Below are 18991 nucleotides of genomic sequence, written 5' to 3' on the forward strand. Positions count from 1 at the left end.
TTTGGCTGGTCGGGTGGGTCACTCGCCTTTAAAAGAAAGCTTGAATGCCGGTCTGAGCGCGTCCGAGGATGAGTGCATGAACGTCATGCGTGCCTTCGTAGGTGTTGACCGTTTCCAGATTCTGCGCGTGACGCATGACATGATACTCGATCTGAATACCGTTGCCGCCGTGCATGTCGCGTGCCTGGCGTGCAATATCCAGAGCCTTGCCGCAGTTGTTGCGCTTGACGATGGAAATCATTTCCGGCGCCATCTTGTGCTCGTCCATCAGGCGGCCAACGCGCAAGCTGGCCTGAAGCCCAAGCGAGATCTCGGTCTGCATGTCGGCAAGCTTCTTCTGGTAAAGCTGCGTGCCAGCCAGCGGCTTGCCAAACTGCTTGCGATCCAGACCATACTGGCGTGCGCGCAGCCAGCAGTCTTCGGCAGCACCCAGAACGCCCCAGGAAATGCCATAGCGTGCACGGTTGAGGCAGCCGAACGGACCCTTGAGGCCGGATACGTTTGGAAGAAGCGCGTCTTCGGAGACCTCGACGCCGTCCATGACGATCTCGCCGGTGATCGATGCGCGCAGCGAAAGCTTGCCGCCGATCTTTGGCGCGGAAAGACCCTTCATGCCCTTTTCAAGCACGAAGCCGCGGATCTCGTTGTTGTGCGCTTCCGACTTGGCCCAGACAACGAAAACATCTGCGATCGGCGCGTTGGAAATCCACATCTTGGAGCCGCGCAGACGGTATCCGCCTTCGATCTTTTCCGCGCGGGTCTTCATGCCGCCCGGATCGGAACCGGCATCCGGCTCGGTCAGGCCGAAGCAGCCGATGAGTTCGCCGGAAACGAGACCCGGCAGATACTTCTTCTTCTGCTCATCCGAACCATAGGCGTAGATCGGGTAGATCACGAGGGAGGACTGCACGCTCATCATGGAACGGTAGCCTGAGTCGATGCGCTCGACTTCGCGGGCAACCAGACCATAGGCAACATAAGATGCGTTGGCCGCGCCGTATTCTTCCGGCAGGGTCACACCCAGAAGACCTGTCTGTCCCATCAGGCGGAAGAGTTCCGGCTCGGTTGTTTCGGAGAGGTAGGCTTCCTGGATGCGTGGCAGCAGTTCGGCCTTGCCAAAGGCTGCAGCCGCATCGCGGATCATTCGCTCATCTTCCGTCAACTGGTCGTCCAGCAGGAAGGGATCAGCCCAATTGAATGCGGTGCGGTCGCTCATCGTCAAAACCTCCAGAAAAATGTGGGTGCATAATGGGCAGACGCGGGATCGGCGTAAAGCGCCGTTTACTCACGTTGATATGAGCTATAGGAATAGGCCATGACCAATCTCAGTCGCAGGCTTCTTCCGTCCACCAGTGCACTGGCCGCATTCGAATCCGTTGCGCGGCTCGGGAGTTTTTCTTCGGCTGCAGACGAGCTTTCCTTGACGCAAGGCGCCATCAGCAGGCAGATTTCCGGTCTTGAAGACCAGCTTGGCATTCTGTTGTTCGAGCGCAGCAGCCGGGGTGTGCAGTTGACGGAAGCAGGCCGCGCCTATGCCAAGGCCATTGGTGCCGCGCTTGCGCAGATCCGTACTGCCTCTCTGCAGGCCATGACGAAACGGCATGGCGACACGTTGAACCTTGCCATGCTGCCGACCTTCGGAACGCGGTGGCTCTTGCCGCGAATACCGCGCTTTGTCAGCGCCCATCCGGAAATCACGCTGAATTTTGCCACCCGCATCGGTATCTTCGATTTCGAGCAGGATGGTCTGGATGTGGCAATCCATATCGGTCAGCCGAACTGGCCGGGAGCGGAATGCACCTTCCTGATGGACGAGATGGTTGCGCCCGTTTGCAGCCCCGAATTTCTTCGGCAAAACCCGGTTTCGAAGCCGGAAGATCTTGCGGGTCTGCCGCTGCTGCACATGGCTTCGCGGCCCGGCGCCTGGACACATTTCTTCGAGGCTGTCGGCGTGCAGGGCGTTCCCGCGCCGGGCATGCGGTTCGAACAGTTTGCCAGTGTGGCGCAAGCCTGCAGCGCAGGACTGGGCGTGGCGCTGATGCCGCTTTTCCTGATCGAGGCGGAGCTTCAGTCTGGAACCCTTGTTGAGGCCTACCCGCAGCAGGTTCGAAGCCCAAGCTCCTATTATCTCGTCGCACCGGTTACCCGAATGGACCTGAAGCCTGTGGCGCTGTTTCGGGCGTGGCTGATCGAAGAGGTCGGACGCTGGCGCAACGAGCCCTTCTACGCGTGAACGCATATCCCGAGAGATGAGACAATGACGTCATGAAACCGCACGAGTTCTGGCAGACCATTCATCCGGCTGGCGCGTTTCCGGAAATCGGTCCTCATCAGGGCTTCTATCCGGCGCGACTAAAGGACGGGCGGCAGTTGCGTCTTCCGATCCGCCCCTTGTCGGACGGCGTGCATGCGCTTGCATCGCTTATCATCAACCAGGCCTCTTTCGAGGTCATCGATGTGCTGGCTGGTCAATTGGCAGACGAGTTGAGAGGTGATGACATTGAGATCATCGTGGGGCTTCCGACACTCGGTTTGACACTTGCTGCGGAAGTCGCCCGCAAACTCGGCCATGCCCGTTATGTGCCCTGTGGGAATTCGCGCAAATTCTGGTACCGGGATGAGCTTTCCGTTCCGATCTCCTCCATCACAACGCCTGATCAGGTGAAGAGGCTCTACCTCGATCCTCGTATGGTGCCGCTGATCGAAGGACGTCGTATTGCTCTGATCGACGATGTCCTGTCCAGCGGAACCTCCATCGCAGCAGGGCTTGCGCTTCTGCAAAAAACCGGTTGCGAACCGGTTGCCATTGGTGCGGCCATGCTGCAGACGCGGCGCTGGGAAGAGGTGCTAAATGCACTCGATGCCCAGTGGACATCGCGTGTTCGCGGTGTTTTGCAAACGCCATTTCTCCGGCGGGTTGCCAACGACGCGTGGATGTAGCCTGCTACTTTTCGCCTTGCGGTCTGCCGCGAAGAATCTAGGATCGCGGCATTCTCGCTCATCTGCATAATCGGAAATGACAATGGAATTAGTCTTCGACGGCCACAACGATGTTCTCTTGCGGCTATGGCGCAACATGCGCAACGGTGCCGATCCTGTCCGCGAGTTCATGCAGGGCACGAGAGAGGGGCATATCGACGGCCCCCGCGCGAAGGCTGGTGGTTTGGCCGGTGGACTCTGCGCTATCTACATTCCATCAGGCGATCTGATTTTGCAGGAGCCGGACGGGCAGGGGCACTATGTCACCCCGCTCGCGGCCCCTTTGGCCCGCCAGCCGTCGCTCGATATCGCCATGGAAAAATTTGCCGTCGCGCTGCAGCTTGATCGAGCCAATGCCTGGCGGATCTGCCGCACGGTGCCGGAAATCCGGGCTGCGATGGACGACGGAATCTTCGCCTGCGTCATGCATATGGAGGGCTGCGAGGCGATCGGTGCCGATCTGGCCGCTCTCGACGTTTTCCATGCGGCGGGCCTGCGCTCGCTGGGACCCGTCTGGAGCCGCCACAACATCTTCGGCCACGGTGTGCCATTTGCCTATCCCATGTCACCGGATACGGCGCCGGGTTTGACCAATGCAGGCCTTGCTCTGGTGAAGGAATGCGATCGTCTCGGTATCGTCATCGATCTCGCCCACATCACCGAAAAAGGTTTCTGGGATGTGGAGAAGACCTCTGAAAAGCCGCTCGTTGCCAGCCATTCCAATGTCCATGCTCTGACCGAGGTGGCCCGTAACCTGACCGACAAGCAGTTGGATGCCATCCGCGAGCGAAAAGGTCTGGTCGGCCTCAACTATGCCGTGACCATGTTGCGGCCCGATGCGCGCGACGATGCCGACACCTCGCTCGAACTCATGGTCAAGCACATTGACTACATGGTCGAGCGCATGGGCATTGATTGCGTGGCGCTTGGTTCAGACTTCGACGGAGCCACTGTTCCACAGGAAATTAATGATGCGGCGGGCAATCAGAAACTGGTTGCGGCTCTCAGAAACGCGGGATACGGTCAGGACGAACTAATAAAGCTATGCCGTGAAAACTGGTTCAGGATCTTTGCGGAAACCTGGGCTTGAGAGACGGCTAAGTGCTTTAAAAAACACTGTTTTAAAGAAATGGGGAACCAGACCATGAACGCGTTCAATCGAAGCCTCCGCCTCCTTGGCACCAGTGCTGCCCTCTCTGTCATGATGCTGTCTGCGCCGCAGGCTTTTGCTGCAACGCCAGCCGATACGCTGGTTGTCGGCTTTGCCATCGACGACATCATTTCGCTTGATCCGGGCGAGGCTTTCGAGCTTTCCACAGCCGAAGTGACCGCCAACACTTACGAAAAGCTGGTCACGCTCGATCCGAATGATACATCCAAGGTCGTCGGTCAGCTGGCAGAAAGCTGGAAGATTTCCGACGATGGTCTGACCTACACGTTCAAGCTGAAGCCGAACCTGAAGTTTGCATCCGGCAATCCGATCACGGCAGAGGACGTGGCCTATTCGTTCGAGCGCGCCGTGAAGCTTGACAAGTCGCCAGCCTTCCTGCTGACGCAGTTCGGTCTGAAGGGTGACAATGTCGCCGAAAAGGCAAAGGCTGCCGATGCCTCGACCTTCGTTCTGACGGTCGACAAGCCCTACGCGCCGAGCTTTGTCCTCAACGTTCTGACGGCCACGGTTGCCTCGGTCGTTGACAAGAAGGTTGTTGCTGCCAAGGCCAAGCCGGTTACGGTAACCGCTGAAGCCAAGTGGGACAATGATTTCGGCAACGAATTCCTGAAGACCGGCTATGCTGGCTCTGGCCCGTTCAAGGTTCTGACCTGGAAGGCGAACGAAGCCGTCGTTCTGGAAGCCAATCCGAATTTCCAGGGCGAAAAGCCCAAGCTGAAGCGCGTCATCTACCGCTACATGAAGGAAAGCGCCTCGCAGCGTCTGGCTCTTGAAAACGGCGATATCGATATCGCCCGTAACCTCGAGCCAAATGATCTGAAGGCGATTGCATCCAAGTCCACGCTGGCCCAGACGTCCGCTCCAAAGGGTACCGTTTATTATATCGGCCTGAACCAGAAGAACCCGAACCTTGCCAAGCCGGAAGTGGTCGAGGCGTTCAAGTATCTGATGGACTACGATGCGATCGGCGCGACGCTCATCAACGGCATCGGCAAGATCCACCAGACCTTCCTGCCGGAAGGCCAGCTGGGTGCAAGCTCTGAAAATCCCTACAAGCTTGATGTTGCCAAGGCCAAGGAACTGCTGGCAAAGGCCGGACTGAAGGACGGCTTCAAGGTGACGATGGATGTGCGTAACACGCAGCCCGTAACCGGTATTGCCGAAGCCTATCAGCAGACACTGGCGCAGGCAGGCGTAAAGCTGGAAATCATTCCGGGTGATGGTAAGCAGACGCTGACCAAGTACCGCGCTCGCCAGCACGATATGTATATCGGCCAGTGGGGTTCGGACTATTTCGATCCGAACTCGAATGCGGAAACCTTCACGGCCAATCCGGACAATTCCGATGCGGGCAAGAACAAGACGCTCGCATGGCGCAATGCCTGGGATGTGCCGGAACTGACGAAGCAGACGCAGGCTGCACTTCTGGAGAAGGACAGCGCAAAGCGCGCCGAGATCTACCAGAAGCTTCAGAAGGAAGTTCTGGCCAAGGGTCCGTTCGTCATCATCTTCCAGCAGGTGGAAGTGGCGGGCTATTCGGCCAAGCTGAAGGGCTTCAAGCTCGGTCCGAGCTTTGACACCAACTTCGTCTACACGATCTCGAAGGACTAAGGGCCGGTTCCTTGACACTTCCCGAGACGAGCGGAGCGACGCGGCCACGGCGGCGTCGCAACAACCGCACGGCATGGGCCATCCTGCGTTTTGCGGTGACGGTCCTGACCACTTTCCTCGGCCTTCTGGCCGTTACCTTTTTCATCGGTCGCGTGGTGCCCATCGATCCGGCGCTCGCCATTGTTGGCGATCGTGCGCCTGCCCATGTGGTGGAGCGCGTTCGCGAGGAACTGGGGCTGAACCTGCCGCTCTGGCAGCAGTTTTTCATCTACTTGAAACAGGTTCTCTCCGGTGATTTCGGAACCTCGGTACTGACGAGCAATCCGGTGCTGGAAGACATAAAGCGTGTGTTTCCGGCGACCATGGAGCTCGCAACCGTCGGTACCCTGATCGGCGCTTTATTCGGCGTGCCGCTCGGCGTTCTGGCGGCGGTAAAGCGCGGCAGCATTGCCGATCAGGTGGTGCGTGTCGTGGGGCTTATCGGCTATTCGGTGCCGGTCTTCTGGCTGGCGCTCCTGGCCTTGCTCTTCTTCTACGCGAAGCTGAACTGGGTTGCCTATCCGGGGCGTATCGACGTGGTCTACGAATACACGTTTGTTTCTACGACCGGCTTCTACCTGTTCGATGCCATCATGCAGGGCGAGTGGGAAGTCTTCCGGGATCTTTTCCGGCACATCATCCTGCCATCCGCACTGCTCGGATATTTTTCGCTGGCCTATATCAGCCGCATGACGCGCTCCTTCATGCTGAACGAACTGGCGCAGGAATATGTCGTCGCCGCTCGGGCGAAGGGGCTTTCGGAGACCCGCATCATCTGGTTCCACGCGCTGCGCAATGCCGCCGTGCCGCTGATTACGGTCATCGCGCTTTCCTATGCAGGCCTGCTGGAAGGGTCGGTCCTGACGGAGACGATCTTCTCCTGGCCGGGACTGGGCCTCTACATCACCAATTCGCTGCAGAACGCGGATATCAACGCCGTGCTGGGTGGCACGCTTGTTGTGGGCGCCGTGTTCGTGACCATCAATCTGTTGTCCGATCTGCTGTACCGGACGCTCGATCCGAGGACGCGCAGCCGATGACGAGCCTTGAGACCACATTGAAACCGTATAGCCGCGAATGGCTGCTTTCCGACCGCCCGACAACCCGCAGGCAGGCGCAACTTGGCCGCGCCTATGTCGTCTGGCGGCGGTTTTCGGAAAACCGGCTGGCGCTGCTTGGCCTCTTCATCATCATCGCGCTGATCGTAGTCGCGGCCCTGGCGGATGTCATTTCGCCGCATAATCCGGTGATCGGTGACCTGCGCAATTCACGCCTGTTGCCGCCGGGCTCAGAAGGCTTTCTCTTGGGAACCGACGACCAGGGACGCGACATTCTTTCGCGCCTCATTCATGGTTCGCGGCTGACGTTGATGGTCGTGGTGCTTGTGGCGGTTATTGCCGCGCCCATCGGTCTGCTGGTGGGAACGGTTGCCGGTTATGCCGGGGGCTGGATCGATGCCGTTCTCATGCGCATCACCGACATTTTCCTCGCCTTTCCGAAGCTCGTTCTGGCGTTGGCGCTGGTCGCGGCTCTTGGACCGGGGATCGAGAATGCCATTCTGGCGATTGCCGTGACCTCCTGGCCGCCCTACGCCCGTATCGCCCGCGCCGAGACACTGACCTTCCGTAACTCGGAATTCATTTCGGCGGTCAAGCTGATGGGAGCTTCGCCCTTCCGCATCGTGCTTCGGCACGTCATGCCGCTCTGCACATCCTCTCTGATCGTACGTGTGACGCTGGACATGGCGGGTATTATTCTAACGGCCGCCGGTCTTGGGTTCCTCGGCCTCGGTGCCCAGCCGCCGCTGCCGGAATGGGGTGCAATGATTGCCTCTGGCCGTCGCTTCATTCTCGACCAGTGGTGGGTTGCCGCCATGCCGGGCTTTGCCATCCTCATCGTCAGCCTTGGTTTCAATCTGCTGGGCGATGGCTTGCGCGATGCACTCGACCCGAAGGAGGCCGGACAATGAGCCCGCTTCTGACCGTGGAGAATTTGCGCGTGAGCTTTCCGACGCGCACGGGCGAAGTGAATGCCGTGCGTGGCGTATCCTTCACGCTTGGCAAGGAAAGGCTCGGCATCGTCGGCGAATCCGGCTCCGGCAAATCGCAGACCGGTCGCGCCATCATGGGCCTGACGCCCGGACATGCGAAGATTACCGCCGACAGGTTGAACTTCGACGGTATCGATCTTCTTTCCGCGTCCAAGCGCCAGCGTCGCGATATGCGCGGAAAGCGCATGGCGATGATCCTGCAGGATCCGAAATATTCGCTCAATCCCGTCATGCCAATCGGCAAGCAGATCATCGAAACGCTGCGGACGCATGAAAGTGTGTCTGGTCGCCAGGCCCGGGATCGGGCGCTTGCCATGCTGGAGGCGGTGCAGATCCGCGATCCCGAACGCGTGTTCGATCTCTATCCGCATGAGGTCTCCGGCGGCATGGGTCAGCGCATCATGATCGCCATGATGCTGGTCTGCGGCCCGGAGTTGCTCATCGCGGACGAACCGACATCCGCGCTTGACGTGACGGTGCAACTGGAGGTGCTCGGCATTCTGGACAAGCTTGTGGCCGAGCGCGGCATGGGGCTGATCTTCGTCAGCCATGATCTGAGGCTGGTTTCCTCCTTTTGCGATCGCGTACTGGTGATGTATGCCGGCCGCGTGGTGGAGGAATTGCCATCGGCCGATCTGGCAGCGGCGCAGCACCCCTACACGCGGGGACTGTTGAACTGCCTGCCAACGATCGGCAGCAATAGGCATCCGCTTCCGGTGCTGGAGCGACAGGCGGAGTGGACGCAATGACCGGTACTGCACTTTCCGTTCGCGATATGGTCGTGACATTCGACGAGTTTGTCGCGCTCAGCCATGTGACCATGAATGTGAACGAGGGCGAATCTTTCGGAATCGTTGGAGAATCCGGCTCGGGTAAATCGACATTGCTGCGCGCCGTTGCGGGATTGAATGTGTTCGAATCCGGCAGCCTGACGGTTGCTGGTCGCAGCTATTCCGGTTCCCGCCGCGACAAGGAATTCTATCGTACGGTCCAGATGGTGTTTCAGGATCCCTATGGTTCGCTGCATCCGCGCCAGACAGTCGATCGGCTGTTGCTGGAGCCGCTTGCAATCCATGGCTTTTCCGACGTCGATGCCCGCATTGCCCGCGCGCTGGATGAGGTGGGTCTCGGCTCCGGCTTCCGGTTCCGCTATTCGCACCAGCTTTCGGGTGGTCAGCGCCAGCGCATTGCCATTGCCCGTGCGCTGATCCTGGAGCCGAAAATCCTGCTTCTGGATGAGCCGACATCGGCGCTCGATGCCTCCATCCAGGCCGAAATCCTCAACCTGCTGGAGCAGGCGCGCAAGGACCGGAACCTTACCTTCATCATGGTCAGCCACGATCTTGGCGTCATCAGCCACATGTGCGAGCGGCTGGCGGTGATGAAAAAGGGTGAGGTCGTGGAAACAGTTTCCGTCGAGGCTCTGGAAAAGCGCGAGTTTTCGCAAGAGTATACGCGCCAGCTGTTGGTGGCGAGCGAAGGCTTCCGCCGGACGGCTTAGAGCGAGCGCACTCACTTTTGGCGGATGTCCATGCAGCTTCGGGCCCTGATGTATTTCGATGAGGTGGTGCGCACCAACTCCATGCGCGCCGCCGCAGAAAATCTGAACGTTGCGGCAACCGCCGTCAGCCGCCAGATCGAAAACCTCGAACATTACTTCGGCACCCCGCTGGTTGAACGCAGCAGTCGGGGTATCCGTCTAACGGCGGCTGGCGAGCTGCTTGCGGCACGCGCAGGCAAGACATTGCGCGAGCTGGAACATGTGCATCAACTCATTGACGATCTTCAGGGTCTCCAGCGTGGGCGGGTGGTGATCTATGCCAACGGGGCTGCGGTCGCGAACCTGCTTGCGCCCGTGCTTGCGCAGTTCAGCCTGAAATATCCCAATCTGCGGTTCGAGGTGGCAATCACGACAGCCAGACAGGCCATCGAGGCGCTTTCGAGCGCGGAGGCCGATCTTGTCGTCACTCTGTTTGCGCCCAAGCTGACAGGGGTCAAGGTGCGGCTTCGCTCGGAAGTCGCCTATGATCTCATCACCTCTGCCAGGCACGCGGCGGCGGGATTGACCGAAATCTCGCTCAAGGATGTGGCCGCGCTTCCTCTGGCGCTGCCCGACAAGAGCTTCGGTGCCCGTCAGGCCTTCGAGGAGCAGTTTGCCAAGGTCGGTGTCGAACTCGACCCGGTTTTCGTCACGGGATCATTGGAGATGCTGAAGGAACTGGTCTTGCGCGAAGCGGCGGTGACGCTTCTGCCGAGGCTGACCATTACGCGCGAAATCGAGATGGGGCTTCTGTCCGCCATTCCGATTTCCGGCGGGCGGGCGGTGAAGACGGCGATTGAGCTCTGCGTCGCGCCCGATCGCCAGCTTTCCTTTGCCGCCGCCAAGCTGGTGGATTTCATTGAGGCTTTCATGCGCGGAGCAGAACCCCGCAAGGCAGGACAGAAACCCAAGAAGAGTGTGTAGCGATTTCGGCTACACAGAGCACACAAAATTCGCCATTGTGTGTGCGCCTGCGAAATGACAGTATTTTCGCATAAACAGCTCTGCTGCCGCGCTTGAAACGGCAGATGGAGCAAGATCCAGGGGATTTTCAAGCATGTCACGCCTCACGCTTTCCACCTCGACCGGCTTTTCGCGCCGAACCTTCGTCGTTCTCACATTGGCGGCTGGCGTCGCCTTGGGTGCGCTTGGTTCCGCGCAGGCGGCTCCCAAAACCTCGCTTTCGCTTGGAATGTCGGTGGAGCCATCGGGCCTTGATCCGACGGCTGCCGCACCGGTCGCCATCGGTCAGGTGACGTGGCAGAACATCTTCGAAGGCCTGACGACCATCGACAAGGATGGCAAGGTGCAGCCGCAACTGGCCGAAAGCTGGGTCATTTCGCCGGATGGGCTGAATTATACATTCAAGCTGCGCAAGGGCGTAACCTTCCACAATGGTGAAGTGTTCGATTCCGCCGTTGCGAAATTCTCGATCGATCGCGCGCGGGCTTCCGATTCCGTCAATCCGCAGAAGCGCTATTTCGCGTCGGTCGATAGCGTCGAGACGCCGGATGCAGCGACGCTGGTGGTGAAGCTGAAGAGCCCGACGGGCAATTTCCTCTACTGGCTGGGCTGGCCGTCCTCGGTCATGGTTGCGCCGAAGAGTGCGGCCGAGAACAAGACAAACCCGATTGGCACTGGCCCGTTCAAGTTCGTCAGCTGGGCCAAGGGCTCTCAGGTCGAACTGGCAAAGAACCCGGATTACTGGGACAAGGCAGGCACTGCCAAGCTGGAGAAGGTTACCTTCCGCTTCATAGCCGATGCGCAGGCGCAGGCTGCGGCTCTGAAATCCGGTGATCTGGATGCCTTTCCGGAATTTGCAGCACCCGAACTGATGGCAAGCTTCGAGGGTGACAGCAAGCTCACCACCGTCATCGGCAATACCGAACTGAAGGTCGTGGCTGGCATGAACAATGCCAAGAAGCCTTTCGATGACAAGCGCGTGCGCCAGGCCCTCATGATGGCGGTAGACCGCCAGGCGCTGATCGATGGGGCGTGGTCCGGCTTTGGCACGGCCATCGGCAGCCATTATACGCCGAACGATCGTGGCTTCGTGGATCTGACTAAGACCTACCCCTACGATCCGGAAAAGGCACGCAAGCTTCTGGCAGAAGCCGGCTTCGCCAGTGGACTGAGCTTCACGATCAAGGCGCCGCAAATGGCCTATGCGCAACGCAGTTCGCAGATGTTGCAGGCCATGTTTGCCGATGTGGGGGTAACGCTGAACATCGAAACCACCGAGTTTCCGGCAAAATGGGTGGCCGATGTGTTCAAGGGCGGCAATTACGACATGACCATCGTGGCGCATGCCGAACCGATGGACATCGATATCTATGCGCGTGATCCCTACTACTTCAATTACAAGAACCCGGCCTTCAACGAGGTTCTGAAAAAAGTGGACGCCACCGCCGATGCCGGCGAACAGGCGAAGCTCTATGGCGAGGCGCAGAAGATCCTGGCAGAGGATGTGCCGGCCCTCTACCTCTTCGTGATGCCGAAGCTTGGCGTGTGGAACAAGAACCTCAAGGGGCTCTGGGAAAACGAACCGATCCCATCCAACGTGCTGGCCCAGGTTGAATGGGCGCAGTAACCGGCTGAGAGGCGGCGGAACGCCAGTAAAGTTTCTGCCGCTTTCAAAATCCATTGCATGCCTGAAACAGGCGTTTCATCCTTCGCTTTCCCGGAAAGCCTGAAGGGACAGGATATGATTGCCCTCATCGTCCGCCGCATCGCCGGTCTTGTCGTTACCCTCCTGATCGTCTCGGCGTTGATTTTTCTCGTCATGGATCTTCTGCCAGGCGACCCGGCGTCTGTCATGCTCGGCACCTCGGCGACGCCGGAAACGCTGGCTGCGCTTCAGAAACAGATGGGCCTCGATCAGCCGCTTCTGGCGCGCTACGGGATCTGGCTGGAGCAGGCCCTACGCGGCGATTTCGGAACGTCCTACACCTACAGCGTCCCGGTCGCGGGTTTGATTGCGGAACGGTTGGCGGTGACGGTGCCGCTGGCCCTGCTTGCGGTATTTCTCTCCATCAGCCTTGCACTGCCGCTCGGCGTGATGTCTGCCGGTAAACGCAACAGCGGCCTGGACTATGTCGTGGGCGTTGTCTCGCAACTCTTCATCGCCGTTCCGGGCTTTTGGGTCGGCCTGTTGTTGATCCTCCTCTTTTCAGTTTCGCTCGGCTGGATGCCCGCGGGCGGATTTCCGGGCTGGAGTGCAGGTTTCTGGGTATCCCTCAAGGCGCTTCTGTTGCCTGCCATCGCGCTCGCTCTGCCGCAGGCGGGCGTGCTGACACGGGTCACCCGCACCTCCGTTCTTGAGGTCATGTCCGAGGATTATGTTCGCACTGCCCGCTCCAAAGGCTTGTCGGAAAGGACTGCGCTCTGGCTGCATGCGGTGCCAAACGCCATGGTGCCTGTCGTCACCATTCTGGGATTGCAATTCACCTTCCTGATTGCAGGGGCCGTGCTGGTGGAAAACGTGTTCAACCTGCCGGGCCTGGGGCGGCTTGCCTATCAGGCGCTTTCCCAGCGAGACGTGGTGGTGATGCAGAATGTGATTCTGTTCTTCGCCGGTCTGGTGATCGTCATGAACTTCCTCGTCGACATGCTCTATCTGTTCATCGACCCGCGATTGCGGGCAGGAGCGCGCTGATGCGACAGATCCTGCGCCGCCCGACACTTCTCGCCGGTCTCATCATCACAGCTTTGCTCGTCTCCATCGCACTACTTTCACTTGTCTGGACGCCGTTTGCGCCCACGAAGATGCAGATCGTGCACAAGCTTAAGCCGCCGCTGGCGCACGGTCTTCTGGGCACGGACCAGTTCGGGCGCGACATGGCATCCATGTTGATGGTGGGAGCGTGGAACTCGCTTTCGACCTCGTTCCTTGCAGTGGCGATCGGGGCGACGCTCGGCACCCTGGTGGGGGTCACGGTCGCTGCGATCCGGGGGCTGACGGAAACGGTGGTGATGCGCGCCTGCGACATCATCTTTTCCATTCCGCCGATCCTCTCGGCCATGCTGTTCGGTGCCTTTATCGGGGCAGGTCGGTTCACAGCCATCATTGCGATTGCGGTCTTCATGGTCCCCGTGTTCGCCCGTGTCACCTTGAGCGCTGCGCGGCAGATCTGGACGCGTGACTATGTCATGGCCGCCGTCAGCATGGGGCGAAATCGCGCCAAGATCACCTATGTGCATGTGCTGCCGAACATCACCAACCAGATTCTGGTTCAAGTCACCATCCAGCTCGGTCTGGCGATCCTGACGGAAGCGGGCCTCAGTTTTCTGGGTCTGGGCATGCCGCCACCAACGCCTACCTGGGGCCGCATGCTTTCGGATTCGCAGACCTTCATGGGGCAGGCGCCATGGCTTGCGCTTCTGCCCGGTAGCGCCATTGCGCTGGCGGTGCTTGGCCTCAACATGCTGGGCGATGGCCTTCGTGATCTTCTCGACCCGCGCGACAATGTTTGACGAAACAGTGAAAAGACAATGCCATGAATGAATTGCTGAGCCTGACCATCCGGCAGATCCGCGAGCTCTATGCCGCCAGGAAACTCTCTCCGCTGGAATACTGGCAGGCGGTGGAAGAGCGCATCGAAGCCTTCGAGCCTCATGTTCAGGCGCTTTATCTCTACAATCCCGAGAGTGCGCGGGCGCAGGCTTCTGCCTCCACGCAGCGCTGGGCGAGCGGCGAGACCCTCGGTGTACTGGATGGAATTCCGGTGACATTGAAGGAGTTGATTGCCACGAAGGGCGATCCGGTTCCGCTTGGCACAAAGGCAGTCGATCTCGTTCCGGCAGCGGAAGACGCGCCAATTGCTGCCCGCTGCCGGGAAGATGGGGCGGTGATTTTTGCCAAGACCACGTGTCCGGATTATGGAATGTTGTCTTCGGGCCTTTCCAGCTTTCATCCCTTGAGCCGCAACCCGTGGGATCTGTCGAAGAACCCCGGCGGATCCAGCGCCGGTGCGGCCTCTGCCGGTGCCGCCTCCTTCGGGCCTTTGCATATCGGCACCGATATCGGAGGATCCGTGCGCTTGCCTGCGGGCTGGACAGGTCTCTTCGGCTTCAAGCCCAGCCATGGCCGTATTCCTGTCGATCCCTATTATGTCGGGCGTTGCGCGGGGCCGATGACCCGTTGTGTTGAAGATTCCGCCATTGCGATGGAGCCGCTTTCGCGTCCCGACTGGCGCGACGGTACATCCCTTCCGCCCAATGATTTCCACTGGCTGGATTTCCACATCGATCTCAAGGGCCTGAAGATCGGCTTGATGCTGGATGCCGGCACCGGGATTGGTGCGGAAGAAGAGGTGAAGGATGCCATCATTGCTGCCGCACGCCTGTTCGAGCAGGCAGGCGCGGAGATCATACCGGTCGGTCCCGTTCTGACGCGGGCCATGCTGGACGGTCTGGACAAGTTCTGGCGTTCCCGCTTCTGGGGCGACATCGAGACCATGAGCCCAGAAAAGCACGCCGAGATCCTGCCCTATATCTTCGAGTGGGCGAAGCGTGGCGCCGAAGTATCCGGTGTGGAGGCCGTGCGCGGTTTCAACCAGACCATCGAAATGCGCAAGACCTGCGGGCGTCTGTTTACCACTGTCGATGCCGTGATCTCGCCGACAAATCCGATCGTCTCTTATCCGGCGGAATGGGCGTCACCCACCAATGATCCGGCGCTGCCGTTCGAGCATATCGCCTTTACCGTGCCATGGAACATGTCGGAGCAGCCGGCATCCTCCATCAATTGCGGTTTCTCCAAAAGCGGCATGCCGATCGGAATGCAGATCGTCGGCCCACGTTTCGCCGATCAGTTTGTTCTTCGCTTGTCGAGAGCCTTCGAGATCATGAGCGGGGGTGTCACCCGTTGGCCGGAGCCGCCCGCCGCCTGATAGTCTTCCATCGGCGAAGACCATAGGCCTTGAGCGATTGACATCGCTCAAGGCTTTTTTGTTCCCGGTCCGGTAGGGAACAAATTGCAGAGATCGGCGTTGACGGCATGAAAACGAGAGCCTGCGGGGTGCTCGTCGCAGTGGGGGACGATTGGCGCCAGAGCCGATCTGCTTTCCGGGTCTTATTCAATTATCAGGAGATGATGATGTCCATGAATTCACCGAATGATTTCACGCGTACCGGTTCTGAAGGCGATATCGAAAAGCAGCTCCAGCAACTTCGCGAAGACCTTGCGGCACTTGCCCGTTCCGTGGCCGCTGCCGGATCCAACAAGGCTGACGACCTGAAGTACAAGGCGCGTCGTGCCTCGAACGAGGCCATGGATGCTTCGGCACAGGCTCTTGATTCTGCCCGTGCGCAGTTTCAGTCGATCGAAAAGGATATCGAGCGCCAGATCCGCACGAAGCCGCTTCAGTCTGTGGCAATCGCTGCCGGCATCGGCTTCCTGTTCGCGCTTCTGTCGCGTCGCTAACATGGGTGCACTTGCGCCTCTTCTGGCCTCGCTGTTGACGTCGGATGTGCGAGGTTTCGCCCAGCGGACCAAGCGCAATGTCATTCTCTATGCCATCGCTGCACTCTTTGCACTGACGGCCTATGGAACCGGCATTGCAGCGCTTGCAGTCTATCTCGCTCGCAAGATCGGTCCGGTAAATGCCCTTGCATCGGTTGCAGGTGGGTCACTGCTCATCGTCCTGATTATTCTTCTGGCGGTGTCCATCAAGAACAAGGCCGATGAAAAGCGTCGTCGCGAGGCAGCCGCAGGCAGCCGGGCCATGATGTTGACAGCGGCGGTCTCAGCGCTGCCGCTGCTGGTGAAATCGAAACCGCTTATGGCCGCCGCCATATCGGGCGGTGTGGGCCTCATCGCATTGAAGCTTCTGGGCGGTGGAAACGATCCATCGGACCCAAGCGCTTAAACAAGCTCAAACAGAGGAGCCATGACATGGCAAACGCATCTGCAGTTCTTAAACCCAAGTCCCACGACGAAGAGATCAACATTGGGCTGGAAACGAAATACCGGGCGCAGGCTGCAAAGAGCTTGTCCGATATTCTGGCTGCCACCTATCGGCTGACGATCAAGAGCCATGTTTACCACTGGAACGTCGTTGGCCCTCTGTTCAAGCCGCTGCACGAGCTGACGGAAGAGCACTATAATGCGCTGTTCAAGGCATCGGACATCATCGCGGAACGTATCCGCGCGCTGGGACATCTTGCTCCGGCAACGCTGGGCGAAGCAGCCCAGTTTGCGCCAAAGGCAAACGAAGTTGGCAAGCTGACGGCCGTGGACATGGTCAACGACCTCGTTGCCGACCATGAGGCTGCCGTCAAGGTCATGCGTGACACGGCGGAAAAGGCTGATGAAGCCGGCGATGTGGTAACCGCAGACATGCTGACCGATCGCCTTACATTCCATGAAAAGGCACTCTGGATGCTGCGGGCAATCGTCGCGGAATAACGACACATCCAGTGGTCTGAAGGCGCCCCGGTTTCGGGGCGTTTTTCGTTTGGGAAATATGTCCGATGAAGCAAGTCAGATGAACGGGCGCATGCCTTCGACAGAGGGTTGCCAACCTGCGATATCGAAGAGCTTGCCGCGCTCCAGAACCTCCGAGCCGCGATCCAGCCAGCGCACGACACCCGCATCCGACAGGCGCCTCAAAGTCTTGTTCGTGTGGACGAGCGACAGTCCGAGTGTATCGGCAACATGCTGCTGGGTCAGGGGCAGAACCTTCGGCCCCTCTTCGGGGAAAACGCCGGTTGCCTGAGCCCGGTGATCCAGGAAGGCGAGAAGATAGGCCGCGCGCTCCAGAGCCGTGCGGCGCCCGACGGAGAGAAGATGTTCATCCAGAATGGATTCCTCGCGCGAGGCAATCCAGGTGAGGTCATAGGCCAGCGAGGGATGGTTCTGAAATAGAGAGGTCAGGCGTTCGCGCTCGAAGACACAGAGGGTCATCTTCGTCAGCGCTTCGACTGAATGCAGCATTTCCGACATCAGGTTTCCCTGGAGACCGATCAGGTCCCCGGGCAGCACGTAGTTCAGGATCTGCCGTCGCCCGTCCTCCAGGATTTTGTAGCGGAAGCCCCATCCTGCGAGAGCCGTGTAGAGCTGTGGGTGGCGCTGGCCTTCGTCGATGATCGTCGTTCCCGGTTCAAGGAGAAGTTCTGCAATCTTGAAGGAGGACACGAACCCGAGTTCGGTCGAATCAAAATCACGGAATGTTTCCCGAGCACGTAACGGACAGAGTTCACAGGGGATGCGGACAGGAGCGAATGATTTGCTTTGAGCCATGGCGGACCGATTTTTGGCATGGGAAAAAGACAATAGAAGAAAAACTGACTGCCGCTATGTCTTTTTTAAATGACCCACCGTTCCATGAATGTTCTATGGCTTTCCTTGGTTTCACCATCCGGGAAATTCGCGTGCACTTTCTGGTCATCGATACACACTATCTGGTGGCTATGGAAGCCGAACAGGTTCTAGGAGAGGCATTCGGGTGCCGCGTTACGATTGCCATGCCGCGCGATCTCGATACCTTGCTTATGGAAGGGGCATTCGATGTCATGTTGATTGACATCGATTTTGTAACAGAGGTTCTATGGGGGAGAATCCAGCGCCTGCGGGAGGCGGGCGCTGGATTCGTTTTTACGTCCGTGGACAGCCGTCACCGTTCAGGAGTTCCCGGATTTCAGGGAATTCCTGTTGTGTTGAAACCGTTCGATGATGAGAGATTGGTAGAGGTGGTGCAGGACGTTTATGCTGGCGCGAAGCGGCCTTAGCTCCCGAAGGCTCTGGCAGTGATGGCGGCGTCACCGGGATCGGGACCGAAATCGCCCTCGCCGGAAACACCCAGAATTTCCTGAAGCCTTGTGCGGGCGCGCGAGACACGGCTTTTGATCGTACCGACGGCACAGCCGCAGATCGTCGCCGCTTCTTCATAGGCAAAGCCTGCAGCGCCCACCAGAATGATGGCTTCACGCTGATCGTCCGGCAAAGTATCCAGCGCCTTGCGGAAGTCCTGCAGATCCAGACGGCCATACTGTTCAGGATGCACCGAGAACCGCTCGCTGAACAGCCCATCACTATCCTGCACTTCACGGCCACGCTTGCGCATCTGGCTGTAAAATTCGTTGCGAAGAATCGTGAAGAGCCAGGCGCGCATATTCGTGCCCGCAGTAAAGCTCTTCTGGTTCGCCCAGGCCTTCATGATGGTGTCCTGCACCAGATCATCAGCCTTGTCGTGGCGTCCGGTCAGCGAAACCGCGAAGGCACGCAGGTTCGGCAGGGAGGCCAGTAGGTCTCGCTTGAAAGCGCGATCGTCGTTTTCTTGATCCGTGGTCATTTCGCATTCACCGATTTTGCACTCTTTTCCGCCTCTTCGAGGCGCTCCAAGAGATCGAGGAAGCGATCCGGAATCCCTTCTTCCTGAACCGCATCATAGAATTCCCGCAATTTGCGTGAAATCGAAGCGTTCGGGAGCATGGCGCCCGGCCGGAAGTTGCTCGATTGTGGTGTGTTCATCTTCTCTTTGTTTCTGGTTTCGTCTTCACTCATCACGCAGGCAGCCTGTTGCGGTATCGTCTGTTGAAAATGCGCTTGAATAAAAAAAGTTCCCTAAAGACGGAACTTTTTTTCTGGGTTACCGTTGAT

21 protein-coding genes are annotated in these 18991 nt (G+C 58.9%); 17 read left to right on the forward strand and 4 right to left on the reverse strand.

Going from position 1 to position 18991, the window contains the following annotated elements; all coding sequences use genetic code 11:
• Positions 1 to 28: 28 nt before the first annotated feature.
• The gene (locus G6N80_RS13715; protein WP_062555844.1) at positions 29 to 1216 is read right to left on the reverse strand and encodes an acyl-CoA dehydrogenase; all 1188 of its coding nucleotides are present in this window, start codon (positions 1214 to 1216) and stop codon (positions 29 to 31) included.
• A 99-nt stretch (positions 1217 to 1315) separates the two neighbouring features.
• Between G6N80_RS13715 and G6N80_RS13720 the strand changes: the two genes are divergently transcribed.
• The 16 genes from G6N80_RS13720 to G6N80_RS13795 all read left to right on the forward strand — a co-directional run bounded on the left by G6N80_RS13720 (position 1316) and on the right by G6N80_RS13795 (position 16798).
• Entirely contained in the window at positions 1316 to 2233 is a 918-nt protein-coding gene (locus G6N80_RS13720; protein ID WP_165134548.1) for a LysR family transcriptional regulator, read from the forward strand.
• A gap of 32 nt (positions 2234 to 2265) precedes the next feature.
• Positions 2266 to 2940, forward strand: a complete 675-nt coding sequence (locus G6N80_RS13725) for a phosphoribosyltransferase (protein ID WP_165134551.1) — start codon at positions 2266 to 2268, stop codon at positions 2938 to 2940.
• A gap of 82 nt (positions 2941 to 3022) precedes the next feature.
• Complete coding sequence (locus tag G6N80_RS13730; RefSeq protein ID WP_165134554.1) at positions 3023 to 4069, forward strand: dipeptidase; 1047 nt, start codon at positions 3023 to 3025, stop codon at positions 4067 to 4069.
• A 54-nt stretch (positions 4070 to 4123) separates the two neighbouring features.
• Entirely contained in the window at positions 4124 to 5761 is a 1638-nt protein-coding gene (locus G6N80_RS13735) for an ABC transporter substrate-binding protein (protein WP_062555840.1), read from the forward strand.
• An 80-nt stretch (positions 5762 to 5841) separates the two neighbouring features.
• Positions 5842 to 6840, forward strand: a complete 999-nt coding sequence (locus G6N80_RS13740) for an ABC transporter permease (protein WP_425503927.1) — start codon at positions 5842 to 5844, stop codon at positions 6838 to 6840.
• Complete coding sequence (locus tag G6N80_RS13745) at positions 6837 to 7769, forward strand: ABC transporter permease (protein WP_062555838.1); 933 nt, start codon at positions 6837 to 6839, stop codon at positions 7767 to 7769. The genes G6N80_RS13740 and G6N80_RS13745 overlap by 4 nt, the downstream gene beginning before the upstream one ends.
• The gene (locus G6N80_RS13750; RefSeq protein WP_165134557.1) at positions 7766 to 8599 is read left to right on the forward strand and encodes an ABC transporter ATP-binding protein; all 834 of its coding nucleotides are present in this window, start codon (positions 7766 to 7768) and stop codon (positions 8597 to 8599) included. Before G6N80_RS13745 ends, G6N80_RS13750 begins: the two co-directional genes overlap by 4 nt.
• Positions 8596 to 9351 carry an ABC transporter ATP-binding protein gene (locus G6N80_RS13755; protein WP_062555836.1) on the forward strand — a complete coding sequence of 252 codons (756 nt, stop codon included), beginning with the start codon at positions 8596 to 8598 and terminating at the stop codon, positions 9349 to 9351. Before G6N80_RS13750 ends, G6N80_RS13755 begins: the two co-directional genes overlap by 4 nt.
• Before the next feature lie 30 nt (positions 9352 to 9381).
• Positions 9382 to 10314: a LysR family transcriptional regulator gene (locus G6N80_RS13760; protein ID WP_062555835.1), complete on the forward strand. Its 933-nt coding sequence runs from the start codon at positions 9382 to 9384 to the stop codon at positions 10312 to 10314.
• Positions 10315 to 10447: 133 nt separating this feature from the next.
• Complete coding sequence (locus G6N80_RS13765; RefSeq protein ID WP_165134560.1) at positions 10448 to 11980, forward strand: ABC transporter substrate-binding protein; 1533 nt, start codon at positions 10448 to 10450, stop codon at positions 11978 to 11980.
• Positions 11981 to 12094: 114 nt separating this feature from the next.
• On the forward strand, positions 12095 to 13045 hold the full coding sequence (locus G6N80_RS13770) for an ABC transporter permease (protein ID WP_165137073.1): 951 nt from the start codon (positions 12095 to 12097) through the stop codon (positions 13043 to 13045).
• Positions 13045 to 13863, forward strand: a complete 819-nt coding sequence (locus G6N80_RS13775) for an ABC transporter permease (RefSeq protein WP_062555833.1) — start codon at positions 13045 to 13047, stop codon at positions 13861 to 13863. Before G6N80_RS13770 ends, G6N80_RS13775 begins: the two co-directional genes overlap by 1 nt.
• 23 nt (positions 13864 to 13886) lie before the next feature.
• Positions 13887 to 15281: an amidase gene (locus tag G6N80_RS13780; protein ID WP_165134563.1), complete on the forward strand. Its 1395-nt coding sequence runs from the start codon at positions 13887 to 13889 to the stop codon at positions 15279 to 15281.
• A gap of 206 nt (positions 15282 to 15487) precedes the next feature.
• Complete coding sequence (locus tag G6N80_RS13785) at positions 15488 to 15814, forward strand: ElaB/YgaM/YqjD family protein (protein ID WP_244484783.1); 327 nt, start codon at positions 15488 to 15490, stop codon at positions 15812 to 15814.
• Position 15815: 1 nt separating this feature from the next.
• On the forward strand, positions 15816 to 16259 hold the full coding sequence (locus G6N80_RS13790) for a hypothetical protein (protein ID WP_165134566.1): 444 nt from the start codon (positions 15816 to 15818) through the stop codon (positions 16257 to 16259).
• Between the two features lie 26 nt (positions 16260 to 16285).
• Positions 16286 to 16798: a Dps family protein gene (locus G6N80_RS13795; RefSeq protein WP_062555829.1), complete on the forward strand. Its 513-nt coding sequence runs from the start codon at positions 16286 to 16288 to the stop codon at positions 16796 to 16798.
• A 75-nt stretch (positions 16799 to 16873) separates the two neighbouring features.
• Here the strand turns inward: G6N80_RS13795 and G6N80_RS13800 are convergent, their stop codons facing one another.
• Positions 16874 to 17527, reverse strand: coding sequence for a Crp/Fnr family transcriptional regulator (locus G6N80_RS13800; protein WP_376748558.1), 654 nt, complete (start codon positions 17525 to 17527; stop codon positions 16874 to 16876).
• Between the two features lie 86 nt (positions 17528 to 17613).
• Between G6N80_RS13800 and G6N80_RS13805 the strand changes: the two genes are divergently transcribed.
• Entirely contained in the window at positions 17614 to 18120 is a 507-nt protein-coding gene (locus G6N80_RS13805; protein ID WP_156379264.1) for a response regulator, read from the forward strand.
• Here the strand turns inward: G6N80_RS13805 and G6N80_RS13810 are convergent.
• On the reverse strand, positions 18117 to 18683 hold the full coding sequence (locus tag G6N80_RS13810) for an RNA polymerase sigma factor (protein WP_062555826.1): 567 nt from the start codon (positions 18681 to 18683) through the stop codon (positions 18117 to 18119). The two genes, G6N80_RS13805 and G6N80_RS13810, sit on opposite strands and share 4 nt — an antisense overlap.
• Entirely contained in the window at positions 18680 to 18862 is a 183-nt protein-coding gene (locus tag G6N80_RS13815; RefSeq protein WP_062555977.1) for a NepR family anti-sigma factor, read from the reverse strand. Before G6N80_RS13815 ends, G6N80_RS13810 begins: the two co-directional genes overlap by 4 nt.
• Positions 18863 to 18991: the final 129 nt, after the last annotated feature.

It is taken from the genome of Rhizobium rhizoryzae (genome assembly GCF_011046895.1).
Classification (GTDB): domain Bacteria; phylum Pseudomonadota; class Alphaproteobacteria; order Rhizobiales; family Rhizobiaceae; genus Neorhizobium; species Neorhizobium rhizoryzae.